General features: G+C 49.1%; 13 protein-coding genes and 1 other annotated feature. Of the genes, 12 read left to right on the top strand and 1 reads right to left on the bottom strand.

Translation table 11 applies throughout. From position 1 onward, the window contains the following. Positions 1–114 precede the first annotated feature (114 nt). The 11 genes from OMP95_RS04560 to OMP95_RS04510 all read left to right on the top strand — a co-directional run bounded on the left by OMP95_RS04560 (position 115) and on the right by OMP95_RS04510 (position 13,273). Positions 115–267 (top strand): hypothetical protein, encoded by a 153-nt coding sequence (locus tag OMP95_RS04560; protein ID WP_266326414.1) that lies wholly within the window; start codon positions 115–117, stop codon positions 265–267. A gap of 22 nt (positions 268–289) precedes the next feature. After that, positions 290–820: a hypothetical protein gene (locus OMP95_RS04555; protein WP_266326412.1), complete on the top strand. Its 531-nt coding sequence runs from the start codon at positions 290–292 to the stop codon at positions 818–820. A gap of 160 nt (positions 821–980) precedes the next feature. Then, complete coding sequence (locus OMP95_RS04550; RefSeq protein WP_266326410.1) at positions 981–1,856, top strand: CheR family methyltransferase; 876 nt, start codon at positions 981–983, stop codon at positions 1,854–1,856. After that, on the top strand, positions 1,837–2,439 hold the full coding sequence (locus tag OMP95_RS04545; RefSeq protein ID WP_266326409.1) for a chemotaxis protein CheB: 603 nt from the start codon (positions 1,837–1,839) through the stop codon (positions 2,437–2,439). The genes OMP95_RS04550 and OMP95_RS04545 overlap by 20 nt, the downstream gene beginning before the upstream one ends. Then, complete coding sequence (locus tag OMP95_RS04540; protein WP_266326407.1) at positions 2,436–5,954, top strand: response regulator; 3,519 nt, start codon at positions 2,436–2,438, stop codon at positions 5,952–5,954. The genes OMP95_RS04545 and OMP95_RS04540 overlap by 4 nt, the downstream gene beginning before the upstream one ends. After that, entirely contained in the window at positions 5,951–7,081 is a 1,131-nt protein-coding gene (locus OMP95_RS04535) for a sensor histidine kinase (RefSeq protein ID WP_266326405.1), read from the top strand. Before OMP95_RS04540 ends, OMP95_RS04535 begins: the two co-directional genes overlap by 4 nt. Positions 7,082–7,316: 235 nt before the next feature. Next, positions 7,317–8,497, top strand: a protein-coding gene (locus tag OMP95_RS04530; protein ID WP_266326403.1) for an IS3 family transposase whose coding sequence is annotated in 2 segments (ribosomal slippage) — positions 7,317–7,605 and positions 7,605–8,497 — 1,182 coding nt in all. Because the reading frame shifts where the segments join, the coding sequence is not laid out codon by codon here. After that, positions 7,595–7,711: a sequence feature (AL1L pseudoknot), on the top strand. Its footprint overlaps the gene before it by 117 nt. A 504-nt stretch (positions 8,498–9,001) precedes the next feature. Beyond that, the gene (locus tag OMP95_RS04525) at positions 9,002–9,601 is read left to right on the top strand and encodes a nucleotidyltransferase domain-containing protein (protein ID WP_266326401.1); all 600 of its coding nucleotides are present in this window, start codon (positions 9,002–9,004) and stop codon (positions 9,599–9,601) included. A 66-nt stretch (positions 9,602–9,667) separates the two neighbouring features. Next, complete coding sequence (locus OMP95_RS04520) at positions 9,668–10,321, top strand: DUF3800 domain-containing protein (RefSeq protein ID WP_266326399.1); 654 nt, start codon at positions 9,668–9,670, stop codon at positions 10,319–10,321. A gap of 528 nt (positions 10,322–10,849) precedes the next feature. Then, positions 10,850–12,406, top strand: coding sequence for an alkaline phosphatase (locus tag OMP95_RS04515; protein WP_266326397.1), 1,557 nt, complete (start codon positions 10,850–10,852; stop codon positions 12,404–12,406). A 450-nt stretch (positions 12,407–12,856) separates the two neighbouring features. Next, on the top strand, positions 12,857–13,273 hold the full coding sequence (locus tag OMP95_RS04510; RefSeq protein WP_266326395.1) for a group II truncated hemoglobin: 417 nt from the start codon (positions 12,857–12,859) through the stop codon (positions 13,271–13,273). Positions 13,274–13,279: 6 nt separating this feature from the next. Here OMP95_RS04510 and OMP95_RS04505 read toward each other — a convergent pair whose 3' ends face one another. Beyond that, positions 13,280–13,918 carry a helix-turn-helix domain-containing protein gene (locus OMP95_RS04505; protein WP_266326393.1) on the bottom strand — a complete coding sequence of 213 codons (639 nt, stop codon included), beginning with the start codon at positions 13,916–13,918 and terminating at the stop codon, positions 13,280–13,282. A 247-nt stretch (positions 13,919–14,165) separates the two neighbouring features. Here OMP95_RS04505 and OMP95_RS04500 point away from each other — a divergent pair, with 247 nt between their 5' ends. Next, on the top strand, positions 14,166–15,407 hold the full coding sequence (locus OMP95_RS04500) for an FAD-dependent oxidoreductase (RefSeq protein ID WP_266326391.1): 1,242 nt from the start codon (positions 14,166–14,168) through the stop codon (positions 15,405–15,407). Positions 15,408–15,415 lie beyond the last annotated feature (8 nt).

Below are 15,415 nucleotides of genomic sequence, written 5' to 3'. Positions count from 1 at the left end.
GCCCGCTTCGTCCATACCATTTATGGAAATAACGCGCTCTGGACTCATAAAAGTAACGCGGCAAGCGTTTGCGCAACTTTACCCGTGACTTGAGCGGAAGTCTTTTCCCGTGACATGCTGGTTATGGCCGCCTTGACCGTCTCGTTATTTATCTTCGGTTACGGTTTCCGTGGTCGTGGTCGAATCAACCGCTTTGAAGGGGGGCTTTTGCTAGCTGCCTATGTCGCTTACACTGCGTACCTGATCAGTTCGGTGTTCGGCCTGTGACCAAAATAATTCGATTTCCGCTATGGCAAATATTCTGATTGATAAATCCCACAAACCGCTGATTAAAGCAGCCATTAATCTGGGCGACTGGCTGCTGACACTGGACAGGTTATCAAGCGAAGACAGAAACGCTGTCAAGGCTGTACAGCAATCGTTAACCAAGCTGCCCAAAATCAAGGATAGTACCTTGGCTATGTATGGTTTCAGCATAGAGCGGGGCGATGAAAGCCAGGGTCTGGTGCGTGGTTGGGATCTGTCGCTGGAATATTTCGCCGCGGATCCGGAACGGCAGGGCGGACTGGAAATCTTCAGCTCCTACCTTCCTATTCCTGAAACAACTGAAATAGTCGTGCTGGCGGAGAAAAAACAAAACGAAGTCTATTTCCACTGGCCGATTGGCGATGTATGCAATCTCATCAAGCCCGAGCAATCCCAACAATGGATTAACGAAGTTAGCGAGCCGCTTCAATTTATGGAAGCCGGCGATCGCTTACGGGTAGAGATTGTGCATCAGGATTATTACTCAGAAATTGAATATCCGGCTGTGGGATAGCCGTCCATTAAACACTGATTCCGTTCATCCCGAGCGCTTTCCGCATCGCATTAATAATGATGTACCCTGAACCCGAATTTTAATTTGGATTTAGGGAAAAACTTCCTATACTCTGTGGGGTAGTTCCGAGCATCACGACAAACCTGGCAAAAGGAAAGCTATGGATAAGAAGTTTAGCTTGGATGACACCACGATACCGGGAGCGATATCCGTATCAGACGAGGAAATCGCTCTGCTGCTGGAAGCCATTTACGACAAGTATGGCTATGATTTCCGGTCCTATTCCCGTGCCCATGTCAGACGCAGGCTGGTGCAGCGTCTGCGACTGTCACAGCTGGAAAGCCTTGGTATGCTGCAATACAAGGCGTTGCACGATCCCGATTTTATTGCCCTGTTGCTGAAAGACTTCAGTATCAATGTCACCGAGATGTTTCGCGACCCGGATTTTTATCTGGCCGTACGCGAAAAAGTCGTACCGTTACTCAAAACCTGGTCCTATATCAAGATCTGGCACGCGGGATGCAGCACTGGTGAAGAAGTGTATTCCATGGCCATCATGCTTAAGGAAGAACATCTTGATAGCCGAGTGCAGATCTATGCCACCGACTTTAATTCCCATGCTCTGGCGCAGGCCAGGGAGGGCATTTTCCCTGCCGAAAATATGAAAACCTACGCACGTAACTACCAGAGTGCAGGTGCCATCGCATCCTTCTCCGACTATTACCACGCAAAATACGACTCGGCCATTATGGATCCATCGTTGAAAAAGAATATTCTCTGGGCCAATCATAACCTGGTGACTGATAGCGATTTTGCCGAAGTGCACATGGTGGTGTGTCGCAACGTCCTTATTTACTTCAACCGGCAGCTGCAAAACAGTGTTCATAAACTGTTCCATCGCTCACTGGTCAACGGCGGCATTCTGTGTCTGGGCAAAAAAGAAACTTTGAGCCTAACCGACTACAAGGATTCCTATTCGGACGTAGATCGGCAACAAAAAATCTATAAGAAAAATTATGAATATCCCTCACCTTGAGCGCTATGAAGCCGTGGTATTGGGTGCCTCCTTTGGCGGGATGCAGCTGTTGAAGCTGCTGTTGACTGCGCTTCCCCGCGATTTTTCACTGCCGATCATCGCCGTGCAACACACGGCGCCCACCTCACAGGGAACGCTGGCTGAATTATTAAATAGCTTCTGTGACATCGAGGTCAGAGAAGCCAACGAAAAAGAACCGATCGAGCCGGAAAAGGTGTATTTTGCGCCCGCCAACTACCACTTGCTGATCGAGCCTGATCGCACTTTTACCTTAACGGTGGATGAACGGGTGAATCATGCCCGTCCGGCCATTGACGTACTGTTCGAGACTGCGGCGGAAGCCTACGGAGTCGAGCTGGTCGGTTTGGTATTGACCGGCGCTAATGCCGATGGCGCTGAAGGGCTGCGGTACCTCAAAGACAAAGGTGGGCTTGCCGTTGTGCAGGATCCGGATACGGCGGTTGCACCCTCTATGCCCCAGGCTGCCATTCGAATTGCACGGCCGCAGCACGTGCTGACGCCCGGACAAATTACAGACTTGTTACTGCAGATTCATCACAATCGTCAGGAGGACGTGACATGAAAATTGATACATTGGGCAAGAAAGTCGGCTTAGGTTATGCCCTGATGGTGCTGCTATTGGCATTTGCCGTGCTGATTACCATCTGGCAGGTGCGAAATACCAACGACACAGCTGAACGACTTATCAATTTGCGTGAACCTACCGCCAAAAGCAGTCTCCAGGTCTTGAACGGAGTCAATCATGCCGTGGCGGCACTACGTGGCTGGATTCTGCTCCCCGAACAGAGTTTCGAGGACGATTTTTTGCAGGCCTGGGAGCAGGAGATTAGAGCGCCACTGAATCGTTTGCAGCAACTTTCCGCCGATTGGACAAGCCCTGAAAATGTGCTGCGGCTTAGCCGCATGGTTTCGCTGGTCGAGCAACTGGAAACTTATCATACGCAGGTCAAAACACTGGCTGTCACGGACAGAGATGCTGCCAACAAACTGCTCAATGACAAGACATTCCCTTTGTCCAGAGAAATCCGGGAAGTGCTTAACGAGATGCTGGACGACCAAGACATCTTGCTGCAGAGCGATTTCAGCGAGATGAACCGGCAGATCACCTTGTTGCGCATAATCGAATGGGGGCTGTTGGTACTCGGGGTGTCACTCAGCATTGTGTTGTCGCTGCTCGTTGCACGGGCTGTTACCCGCCCCATATCCGGCGCTGTGACAATTGCCAACGAGATAGCGGCAGGCAACCTTGATACCGATGTCAATCTGACGGGATCCCGCGAAGTGAAAATGCTGGGTAGCGCCCTGACTGATATGAGGGATTCACTCAAGGCTAAAACCCTTGAGACAGAGAAATATGTTTGGCTTACCAACGGTCAGAATCGTCTGAACCAGATAATGCGGGGCGATCAGGGTATCGATGAACTGGCCACCAGCATTATTACCTTCATGTCCACCTATACCCAGGCTAATATCGGTTCGCTCTACTTGGTGAGTGAAAACTCAGGGACATTTTCATTGGCCGGCCGTTATGCTTACGATGCCGTTAGTGCCAGAGACAGCTTTAATTTAGGAGAAGGGCTGATCGGCCAGGCGGCTGCCGATAAGACACCGATTCTGCTGCAGGAGCTGGATGAACACTATATCCGGGTACAGTCGTCGCTGCTGGATACGCCGCCGCGAAATATTTATCTGGCGCCTTTCCTGCTCGACGGGCGTACTTTGGGTGTGCTGGAGCTGGGCAAGCTGAATGACTTTGACGAAGCTAATCAGGAGTTTGTGCAATCCAATCTGGAAGCGGTCAGTATCGTGCTGAATTCGGCCATCGCCCGCAAAAAAATTCAGGAACTGCTGGAAGAAACGCAGCGGCAAAGTGAAGAGTTACAGCAACAGCAGGAAGAACTGGAACAGACCAATGAAGAACTGGAGGAGCAGACCCAGCAGTTAAGGGATCAACAGGAAGAACTGCAGGCCGCCAACGAAGAGCTGGAAGAGCAGTCCCAGGCGGTCTCGCAGCAAAACAGCGAGCTGGAAGCGGCCCGGAGCAACCTTGAGTTCAAGACCAGGGAACTGGAGATCAGCAGCAAATACAAAAGTGAATTTCTGGCCAATATGAGCCATGAACTGCGTACTCCGCTCAACAGTCTACTGATCCTGTCCAACGATCTGGCCCGCAATGCCGACAATAACCTGAACGGGGAGCAAGTGGAAAGCGCACAGGTAATCAGCCGCAGCGGCCATGATCTGTTAAGCCTGATCAACGACATACTCGATTTGTCGAAAATAGAAGCCGGCAAAATGAGTCTCAACGTGACCGGTGTGACCCTGGCCGATATTGCTGATGATATCAGACGCACTTTCGGTCGCCAGGCGGCGGAGAAGAGCCTGACTTTAGACACCGTTATCGACGAAACACTGCCTGATACGATACGCACCGACAAACAGCGGTTGGAGCAGATTCTACGCAACCTAATTGCCAACGCACTGAAGTTTACCGAGAAAGGGTCGGTAAAGATTAGTTTCCAACGTGAGCCCAATAACCAGATTGCTATTGTCGTGGCCGATACGGGTATTGGTATTCCCAAGGATAAACAGGCGTTGGTCTTTGAAGCTTTCCTGCAGCTGGAAAGTGGCACCGCCCGCAAATACGGTGGCACCGGGCTGGGCCTGTCTATCTGCCGGGATCTGGCCAAACTGTTGGGCGGGACTATCACCGTCGACAGTGAGGAGGGGATCGGCTCCAGCTTTACACTGGTGATTCCCGAAAGCATAGAAACGGATATGTACGCAACCCCCGAACCTGTCCGGCAACCTAAGCAGGTGGCCCCGCAGCCTGATCGGCACCGTTTTCTGGACTATCCCACTATCCCGGATCAACGCGAAGATATCGCCTCGGACGACCATACGATCCTGATTATCGAAGATGACGATGACTTTGCTCGTGTGCTGGCAGAACAAGCGAAGAAAAAAGGATTCAAACATCTGAACGCAGCCACCGGCGAAGATGGCCTGGCACTGGCGGCGAGCTACCAGCCGCATGCCATTATTCTGGATTTGGCGCTGCCGGGCATGGACGGCTACCTGGTGTTAAAGGAATTGAAGAGTGACCCGCAGCTGCGGCATATCCCCGTACACATCATGAGCGCAGAGGAAAAACAACTGGATCCCATCAAAGCGGGGGCGGTGGATTATCTGGCCAAACCTATCGACAAGCAACAGCTCGATGCCTCTTTCGCCCGTATGGAAGATTTTATCAACCGCAAGATGAAAAACCTACTGATCATTGAAGATAATAAGATGCAACGCAAAGCCATCGTCAAGCTGATCGGCAATGGCGATGTACAGTGCCTTGAAGCGAGTACTGCCCAGGAGGCACTGAAAATATTGCGTGAGCAGACTGTCGATTGTCTGGTACTCGATGTCGGCCTGCCCGATATGAGCGGTTTTGAATTAATCAAGGAATTGGAGAATAGCAGCGGTACCATGGATGGCCGGGTGCCCCCCATTATCGTTTACACCGGCAAGGAACTTACGCGACAGGAAAACGAGGAATTACAGCAGTATGCCGAAACTATTATCATTAAGGGCGTGAAGAGCGAAGAACGCTTGTTGGATGAAACTGCACTCTTTCTCCACCGAACCTTAAGCAATCTACCTCCTCAGAAACAGGGCATCATTACCGCTATGTATGACAAGGAAGCCCAGCTTCAAGGCAAGCAGATTCTGTTGGTCGACGACGACATGCGCAATATTTTTGCACTCAGCAAGGTGTTGTCGGAGCGAGGCATGAAGGTCATCAAGGCCGATAACGGCCGGGTTGCCCTGGATCTGCTGGCCAACAATCCCGATATGGATTTTGTGCTGATGGATATCATGATGCCCGAGATGGACGGCTATGAATGCATACGTAAAATACGCCAGCAGAACCATCTTCAGGATTTACCTATCGTCGCCCTCACCGCCAAGGCGATGAAAGAGGACCGGCAAAAATGTATCGACGCCGGGGCCAATGACTACATTGCGAAACCGGTGGAGGTTGAGCGGTTGTTTTCTTTGATGAGAATATGGATGCGCAAATGATGGCTCTGACAAATAAACCTAAAATACTGATGGTTGACGACAAACCGGCCAATCTGCTGGCGCTGCGGCGTTTGCTGAAAGATATGCCGGTGGAACTGTATGAGGCGACCAACGGCAATGAAGCGTTAAGACTTACCTTGCATCATGACTTCGCTTTGGCATTGCTGGACATCCAGATGCCGGAAATGGACGGCTACGAACTCGCCGAGTTACTGCGCCAGGAAGAAAAAACCGCCCGCATGCCGTTCATTTTTATTTCGGCGATCTACACCGAGCACATCAATATCTTCCATGGCTACGAGAAAGGCGCCTTCAGCTATATCGTCAAACCGTTCGAACCGGAAATACTGCTGAACAAGGTCAAGCTGTTTATCGACATGTACCAGCACGAACAGGCACTACGCCAACGAACCATAGAACTGATGCAAATCAATGAAGAGTTGGAAGCATTCAGTTACTCCGTCTCCCATGATCTGCGTGCGCCATTGCGGGCTATCGACGGTTTCAGCCAGGCGTTGCTTGATGATTACGAAGACAAACTCGACGACACCGGCCGCGGCTATCTGGCACGAGTGCGTTCCGGGGCACAACGCATGGGTACGCTGATTGATGACATCTTGAATTTGTCACGCGTCAGCCGTGCCGAGCTCAATATTCAGCAAGTCAACCTGAGTGCCCTGGCCGAGGAAGTCTGCACAGAACTACAGGCAAACGAACCAGAACGGTACGTGAATCTCCATATCGCCTCAGACCTGAAAGCCTGGGGCGACCGCCATCTGCTGCGCATTATGCTGGAGAACCTGTTGCACAATGCCTGGAAATACACCGCCAAACGAGAACAAGGCCGCATTGAACTCGGTATGAAAGACCAAAACGGCGAATATACCTTCTTTGTCCAGGACAACGGTGCCGGTTTCGATATGAGACACGCTAAAAACCTGTTTGGCGCCTTTCAACGCCTGCACGATGCAGCCGAGTTCCCAGGCACAGGCATCGGCCTTGCCACTGTCAAACGCATTATCAACCGTCACTACGGGCGCGTGTGGGCTGAAGCGGCCGTGGACGAAGGTGCCGTGTTTTATTTCACTTTGCCGGATATGACCGGTTCAGAAAGCGCACTTACTTGATTGCTCCTCTAGCGTGAACTGTGGTCTTTCAGAAAACAACAGGGCTGAAACAGAATATCTTCAAAAACGCTGAATAAACGGAAGATTCAGTTGTCTGGAATTCCCGGACAACTACTGCTAACGATAAAACATGCAATACTTCACTCGGTTTACGCTCTTCATAAATACGCCGTTTGCGTGGATTATGAACCGCCCTGGGTTCACCGGAGGCTCCATAACTTGAGATAATGGAGCTATGAAGAAAGCAGTCAGATATTCCCCAGAGTTCAAAGAACGTGCAGTGCGTTTGGTTTTATCGCAGCAAGATGAGCACCGATCACAGTGGGCTGCGATCTGCGCAATTGCTGAGAATTTGGGTTGCACACCCGAGACATTGCGCAGTTGGGTTCGCCAGAAAGAGCGCGATACGGGTGTTCGTGATGGCATGACCACCGCTGAAGCCGAACGTTTAAAAGCGCTGGAGCGTGAGAATCGTGAGCTTAAACGCTCGAATGAGATCTTGCGCAAGGCCGCTGCTTTTTTCGCCCAGGCGGAGCTCGACCGCAAACCGAAATAACGGCAACATTTATTGATGAACACCGTGACCAGTACGGTGTCGAGCCAATCTGTGAAGAGTTACCGATTGCACCGTCAACGTATTACGAGTTCAAAGCCAAACAACGGAATCCCGAACGCCGCAGTCAACGTGCCAAGCGTGATGACATGTTTATTCCAGACATTGTGCGTGTCTGGGAGGAAAATTACCGGGTGTACGGCGTCAGAAAAATCTGGCGTCAACTCAATCGCGAAGGGATCCGCGTTGCAAAATGTACCATCGAGCGTTTAATGGCTCAGCTGAATATTCAGGGCGTTGTCCGCGGTAAGCCGTGCAAAACCACCATCCCTGATGAAGCTGCTACGCGCCCTGAAGATCTGGTGAATCGTCATTTCGTGGGGTTGCCGACATGGTCAGGGTTTGTTTATGTGGCTTTTGTCGTGGATGTCTTTTCTCGCTATATCGCCGGGTGGCGGGTCACCCGCAGCCTGCATACAGATTTGGTCCTGGATGCCTTGGAGCAAGCAATTTGGGCCAGAGGGAAACCCACGGGCTTAACGCATCACAGTGACCGTGGCAGTCAGTATCTGTCGATTCGTTACACCGAACGCCTGGCTGAAGCCGGGATCGAGGCATCTGTGGGTAGCAAAGGTGATTCATATGACAACGCCATGGCTGAAACCATCAACGGATTATTCAAAGCTGAAGTCATCCACCACCGTGGCCCCTGGAAGCACTGTGATGATGTTGAGATTGCCACATGTGAGTGGGGAAGCTGGTTCAATAAGAAACGCATTCTTGAGCCAATTGGCGGTATCCCTCCAGCTGAATATGAATTAATGTATTACAAAAAACAGACCGGGTCAGCGCATGTTGCCTGACTCAAACCCTCGAGTCTCCGGAGAACCTGGGGCGGTTCACTTGTTTTATTTGTTCGTTGTTTGCATTCATTCAATGTTGCTCTTTCTCTTTCTGTATGTGTTCAGGCACTGTTGAAGTCAAAGATTATAAGTGGTTAATCCAGATTATTCGTATTTCACTAATCTTTATCCGCTTACTGACACAGGGCAGGAATGAGGCAAGTCGGGTAAGCGACTGCTTAAGGTAGCCGTATTGTTGGTCTGCATGGCTAATTGTGGGATGCTGCGTTTAAATGATTGTGGCAGCATGGACGTTTTCCTTCCCTGGTTGATAACTCATATTAGGGTGTTACTGTATAACAACTTCGGACAGATGTGTCAGAACTTGGCTCTACTGCTTAACAGTCATCACTTCTGTGTAAATGTCGCTTGAGTTAAATATCATGACTGTCATTAAATTGAAGTTGATAATACCCAATATGGGGATCATAGTACCCATATTGGGTATTTTTATGCTGGTGTTGTATGTCAGTAACGTCTATAGCTGATGCATTATTCACAAAAACACAGCAACGCGTGTTGGGTCTGCTTTATGGTAAGCCCGATAAGAGTTTTTATACGAATGAGATTCTACGCTGGGCCGATATGGGGCGTGGCACTATTACCCGTGAACTGGAAAAACTCGCTGGCTCGGGGATATTGATTGCTTCAAGAGAAGGTAATCAGCAGCACTATCAAGCAAATCCTGACAGCCCGATATTTGAAGAGCTGGTATCGATAGCTCGTAAAACATTCGGTGTGGCTGATGTGGTTCGTGAGGCTTTAAAACCCGTTAATGAACAGATTTTATGTGCGTTCATCTATGGCTCGGTTGCGAAGGGCATAGCAACAGCCAAAAGTGATATTGATTTGCTGGTGGTTTCCGATAGTCTGGCTTATGCCGATTTGATGGCATGCCTGATGGAAGCTGAGAAGATTTTATCTCGTCCCGTTAATCCTTCCGTCTATGAACTGGAACAATTCGAACGGAAATGGCATGAGGGGAATGCGTTTATTTCAAAGGTGATGGAACAACCGAAGATTTGGCTGAAAGGATCAGAAAATGGTATCAGCACGTCTCGCTAAATTTGCAAATACTCAATACGATTTGTGTAAATTAGACTGATGTAAATTGTTGACAAGGATAGTCCGGTGTTTATTTTTCTTGATGAGTCAGGTGATTTAGGATTCGACTTTGACAATAAAAGTCCATCCCGAAAATTCGTTATCACGCTGTTGGTTTGTGATAATAAGCAAGCTGTGGATGCCTTCAAGACTGCTGTAAAAAGAACGTTGAAAAATAAGCTGAACCAGAAGAAGAACAATAAAAGACGAGTTGAGGAGTTACATGCCACCCATGTGTCTCTGCCAATAAAAGCATATTTTTACAGACAACTAAAAAATGATGATTGGCGAATTTATACTGTTGCATTGAACAAGCGGCGAGTCGGTGAACACCTGACAACTAAGGTTGGCCGCAAAAAACTCTACAATTTCCTGGCTAGGTTCTTATTGGATGCGGTTGATCTGACTGCGGTGAATCCTGCCGCTACCTTGGTTGTAGACAAATGCAAAAACAAAGAAGAAATTGAAGACTTTAATCAATATCTGGCTAATCAGCTTGAAGCCAGGTTGCCATTGAATGTTCCACTCAACATTAGTCATGAAGATTCAAAAGCCAATACTGGGCTACAGGCTGTGGATTTGTTTTGCTGGGGGATATTCAGGAAGCACGAACGCAGTGATACTGCATGGTATCAGCAGTATGCTGACAAAATTGCCTTTGAGACAGAGTATTTAAGATAACTGCGGGCAAAAAAAAGACGGTCCCTATTATGTCTGGTTCCTGAAACTCTTGCCAACCGATGGAAGGGAACGAATCAGGCACATAGCAGGACTTACCCGTCTGTTCACTATGATTCACTTATTTGGTAAAAAGTTCAAGTATTTTGTCAAAACTTTATACGGCAGTGTGAAGAATTTTTCATTCTGGAACAAAGAATTAGTTGGTGAGCATATCTTGAGTTAATCAACAAGGTTTGGAAGAGTTCCGTACGGTTGAGAATGTGCTGAACGAGGAAGAAGAGGACAATTTATTAATAGGCAATTGTTGCAAAAAAGTGCAACAGAAGAGAGCACGCGCTGTTTCATGACGGGTCGAAGGTTTAATCTGGATACATGTGTAATCCTTCATGGCAAGAAATATCACTGTCATCTGTGGCAGATAAGATTTTCGTCACTATTATCAATTAACTATTTCACACTTCTGGAGCACAGATTTTGAGGACTAAAAAATTCTCATTGTTATTAGCGGCTGTACTGTTCGGGATAAGTTTGAATGCTCAAGCTGAACGTGCTTTGCCTGAGCATCAGGTCAATAACCCTTGGTACAACGATGCGGTTGCCAAGATGGCGAATAAACCGGTTTTTGATCCAAACAAAAAAGCAAAAAATATCATTCTGTTTGTCGGCGACGGCATGGGCGTTTCCACCATCACTGCTGCAAGGATTCTAGACGGTCAGAATAAAGGCTTGTCCGGTGAGGAGAGCAGTCTGAGCTTTGAGTCGTTTCCGTTTACCGGCTTGTCCAAAACCTACAATGTCGATGCACAGACACCGGACTCGGCGGGCACGATGACGGCGATTATTTCCGGGGTTAAGACCAATGCCGGCATTATCGGTATTGATGAGGATGTAGAGCGTGGCAAGTGCGAAACAGTTAAAGGTAATGAACTGGTGACCGCTTTGGAGCTGGCCGAGATTGCCGGCAAGTCGACCGGGTTTGTGACGACAACGCGGGTCACCCATGCGACACCGGCAGCAACTTATGCCAAGTCCGCCGAACGTAACTGGGAAGATATTTCCGATATGCCGAAGGCGGCGGTTAAAGCAGGCTGTGAAGATATTGCCTCACAGTTGATTCACTTCGAGGCCAATCTGCAACGACGTTTTCCCAAGGCAAGCAATATAAACGGTATCGAGGTGGTGATGGGCGGCGGGCGGCGTCATTTCCTGCCCAAGGAGCGCGAGTTTAACAGCCCGGATGCGGTGAGTGTAACGGAAGGCGATCGTACTGACGGCCGTAATTTAATCAGCGAATGGCAGCAGATTTATTCAAACGGCGTTTATATTTATGATCAAGCCGGTTTCGATGCGGTTGAACCGGCGAAGACTGATAAGTTGTTGGCCTTGTTTAACGAGTCACATATGCATTATGAAGCTGACCGTAAAAATGATAAGGCGGGTGAGCCGTCATTGGTCGAGATGACGACAAAGGCCATTGATATTCTGGACAATAATGAAAACGGTTACTTTCTGCTGGTGGAAGCGGGCCGTATCGATCATGCCCATCATGCCGGTAATGCGTTTAATGCGTTGACCGACACGATTGAACTGTCAAATGCGGTCAGCGCGGCCGTTGAACAGACCAAGCAAGAAGAAACATTGATTGTGGTGACTGCCGATCACAGCCATGTGTTTACGATGGCGGGTTATCCGAAACGCGGCAATCCGATCTTGGGTAAGGTGGTCAATGTCGGCGAACAGGAGCCTGCTAAAGCGAATGATGGCTTGCCTTACACAACCTTAGGTTATACCAACGGTCAGGGCTATCGGAATATGGGGAACGAAACCAATGCCGATATCAGTTATGGTTTTCCTGCCGATACCGGTCGTAAAGATCTGACGGATATTGATACCGAAATCAGCGGTTATCATCAGGAAGCGTTGGTGCCGCTGGAGTCAGAAACCCACGGCGGTGAGGATGTGGCGATTTATGCTACAGGGCCTGGGGCTGAGAAAGTCATCGGCGTGAATGAGCAAAATGTGATTTTTCATATCATCAATCAGGCGGCTGAGCTGGAGAAGAAAGCAGCAAACGCCCTGAAATAATCCGCCTTTTAGCGAAATGCATCTCCCTAATACCAAGCTGTGCTTCAGCTTTGATCCCAGCTTTTTTTCGGCGGGGATAACAGCATAACGTGCTTTTTGGTCTGGCCGAGGTTACCACGGTCCTCCGTGGGGAACCAGATAAAAAAGTTTCGCTTCTACGATACCGCGCCTGACTTGAGCGCCACGGCCTGCGGCTTCGCGATTGTATATGTCACTTAATTCGTTGATGGATTGTTGCTCACTAGCTGGTACTTTGCTATCAATGCCTTGGTGAGGCCGTGACGGACTTTGCCCGGTTCCGCGCTGAACAGTGAGTTGCGGAGCTATAGATCCTCAAGTTTCCCCATTTGCTTATACACCTAAAGAAGTAAGCCTTCATCGGTATTAAAACCGTGCACCGTCTTCTCTATGATTAGAGAGTAAGCAGTCTTTCGAATACAGGAGGGCAAGGTGGAGCAGGTATCAGCTCAGCGTAAACGCATTAGTATCTATGACCAGATCGGCCAGGCCGAAGGTGTGCAGCAATTGGTCAATACATTTTGTGAGTTGCTGGAGACGACTGAAACCGGCAAACCTGTGTATTTACTTCATCTGCGTGGACACGGTATGGCGCATGCCAGAATGGAGCAGTTCAGCTTCTTTTGCGGAATGTTTGGCGGCCCACAGCTGTATGCTGAAAAGTGGGGGCATTCCGACGTGCGCAAGATTCACGCCCATGTAGATATTGATGAGGCGCTCAGTCAGGCCTGGCTGAGTTGTATGGATATGGCGTTGGATAAACTGGCATATCCGGCTGATCTCAAACAGCAATTGATGTGTAATTTCACTGATATGGCGGCGTTGCTGGTCAAACAGCCAAGTCACTAACATGGTTTACAGCTGTTGGTCGTGCTCAAAATCATCCAGGCTGTCGTAATAGATAATCGCCAGGTAACGAATCGGCATTTGCAGTTTTGTTTCAGGGCGGTGCGGTTGTTCGGCGTTGAAGGTCAGCGAGTCACCCGGTTCGAGCACATAGCGTTCATCACCAACGGTGTATTCGAGTTTGCCTTCAAGCATATAAATGAACTCTGTGCCTGCATGTTCAAAAGGAGCGAAGACTTCGCTTTCTTCCTCAAGCGAAATCAGAAACGGTTCAAACAGTTTTTTCGGTCCCTGGTCGTAGGCAAGCAGGTGATAGGTGTGACCACTTTTGGTACCCCTTCGGACCACTTCCATACCTTCGCCGTTTCTGACGTACTGAGCGCCACCTTTGGGTGTGTCGTAATTGTGAAACAGCTTGGACAACGTGACGCCGAGCGCATTGGCCAGATGTTCCAGTTTTTCGAGGCTGGGTGAAGTGAGACCGTTTTCTATCTTACTGAGCATGCCCCTGCTGACGTTGGCACGTTTGCACACTTCGGCGATAGTCAGTCCGTTATCCAGACGCAGGTGACGCAGGGTATTGCCCAGATGCTTATCGAGCGAGTGCACAGTTGTCTCAATAATCGGGGCATCGTTTTTTTTGTTCACTCCTGAAAATACTCCGTTTTCCACTATTTTATAGAGCGTTGATTATACATCATATTTTGGGTTCATAGTGAAGGTAAGATTCATAAAATGAAAAAAAGTTTCATAAGGGTATTGACATGAAAAATCAGGCATGCGTAAATGTAGTTAAAGTTTCATTAGGTGAAACATTGTTTACTTATAAGGTAGTTAATGATGTCTACTCGAAAAGTAGTAGGTATCTAAACTCACCGAGCAGTGGAGGTTAATAATGCCATTACGACTCTTGAAGTATGCTCTTAGTCGTGAACACCCGGCCCCCCGTTTTTTTAGAGACTGTACTCAGCCTAAAAAAACCTATGATGCCGTGATTATCGGGGGTGGGGGCCATGGCCTCGCCGCCGCTTACTATCTGGCCAAAGATTTTGGCATCACCAATGTGGCGGTGCTGGAGAAAGGCTATATCGGCGGTGGTAACACCGGTCGTAACACCACTATTGTTCGTTCTAACTACCTGACACCGGAAGGCGTCAACTTCTATGATGCCAGCGTCAAGATGTACGAAGGCCTGTCAGAAGAACTTGACCTTAATCTGTTTTATTCTACTCGCGGCCATTTCACGCTGGCACATACTGAATCGGCTATGCGTACCATGCGCTGGCGTGCCGAAGTGAACAAGCATGTTGGCGTCGAGAGTTATGTGGTCGGACCCGATGAAATTTCCAAAGCTTGTCCTCAACTCGATATTTCCTGCAGTGGTCAGGCCCCTATCCTGGGCGCTTTATATCATGCGCCCGGTTCGGTAGCCCGTCATGACGGTGTGGCCTGGGGCTATGCACGCGGTGCTGATCAGCTGGGTGTGGAAATTTTCCAGAATACTGAAGTGACCGGTATTGATGTTAAGAGCGGCAAAGTTGTCGGCGTTAACACCAATAAAGGTTATATCAGTACCAATCGTGTGCTCTCTGCGGTAGCCGGTTTTACCCCACGCATTACCGATATGGTCGATATAGAAACGCCGATAGTGATTCACCCGCTGCAAGCTTGCGTCAGTGAGCCGATGAAACCGTGGCTGGATACGATTCTGGTGTCAGGCAGCCTGCATGTTTATGTGAGCCAGTCTTCCCGTGGGGAATTGGTGATGGGTTCGTCGCTGGATCCTTATGAAGTGCATTCAACCCGTTCATCGCTCGATTTTGTTGAGGGTCTGACGTCTCACATCGTTGATATGTTCCCGTTCCTCTCCAATATCAAAGTCGTCCGGCAGTGGGCCGGCATGGCAGATATCACTCCGGATTTCGCGCCGATCATGGGTAAAACCCCGATTGAAGGGTTCTATCTTGACGCCGGGTGGGGCACATGGGGCTTCAAAGCGACACCGATCAGCGGTAAGACCATGGCAGAAACCATTGCCCGTGATATAGCCCCTGATCTGATCAATTCATACCGTTTATCCCGTTTCGAAGACTATGAGCTGACTGGTGAAAAAGGCGCAGCCTCGGTCGGTCACTAAGTGAGAGT

The organism is Methylophaga sp. OBS4 (assembly GCF_026319305.1).
In the GTDB taxonomy this organism is placed as follows: domain Bacteria; phylum Pseudomonadota; class Gammaproteobacteria; order Nitrosococcales; family Methylophagaceae; genus Methylophaga.
Note: the sequence above shows the minus strand (reverse complement) of the source record. Positions and strands in the feature narration are given on the sequence as shown.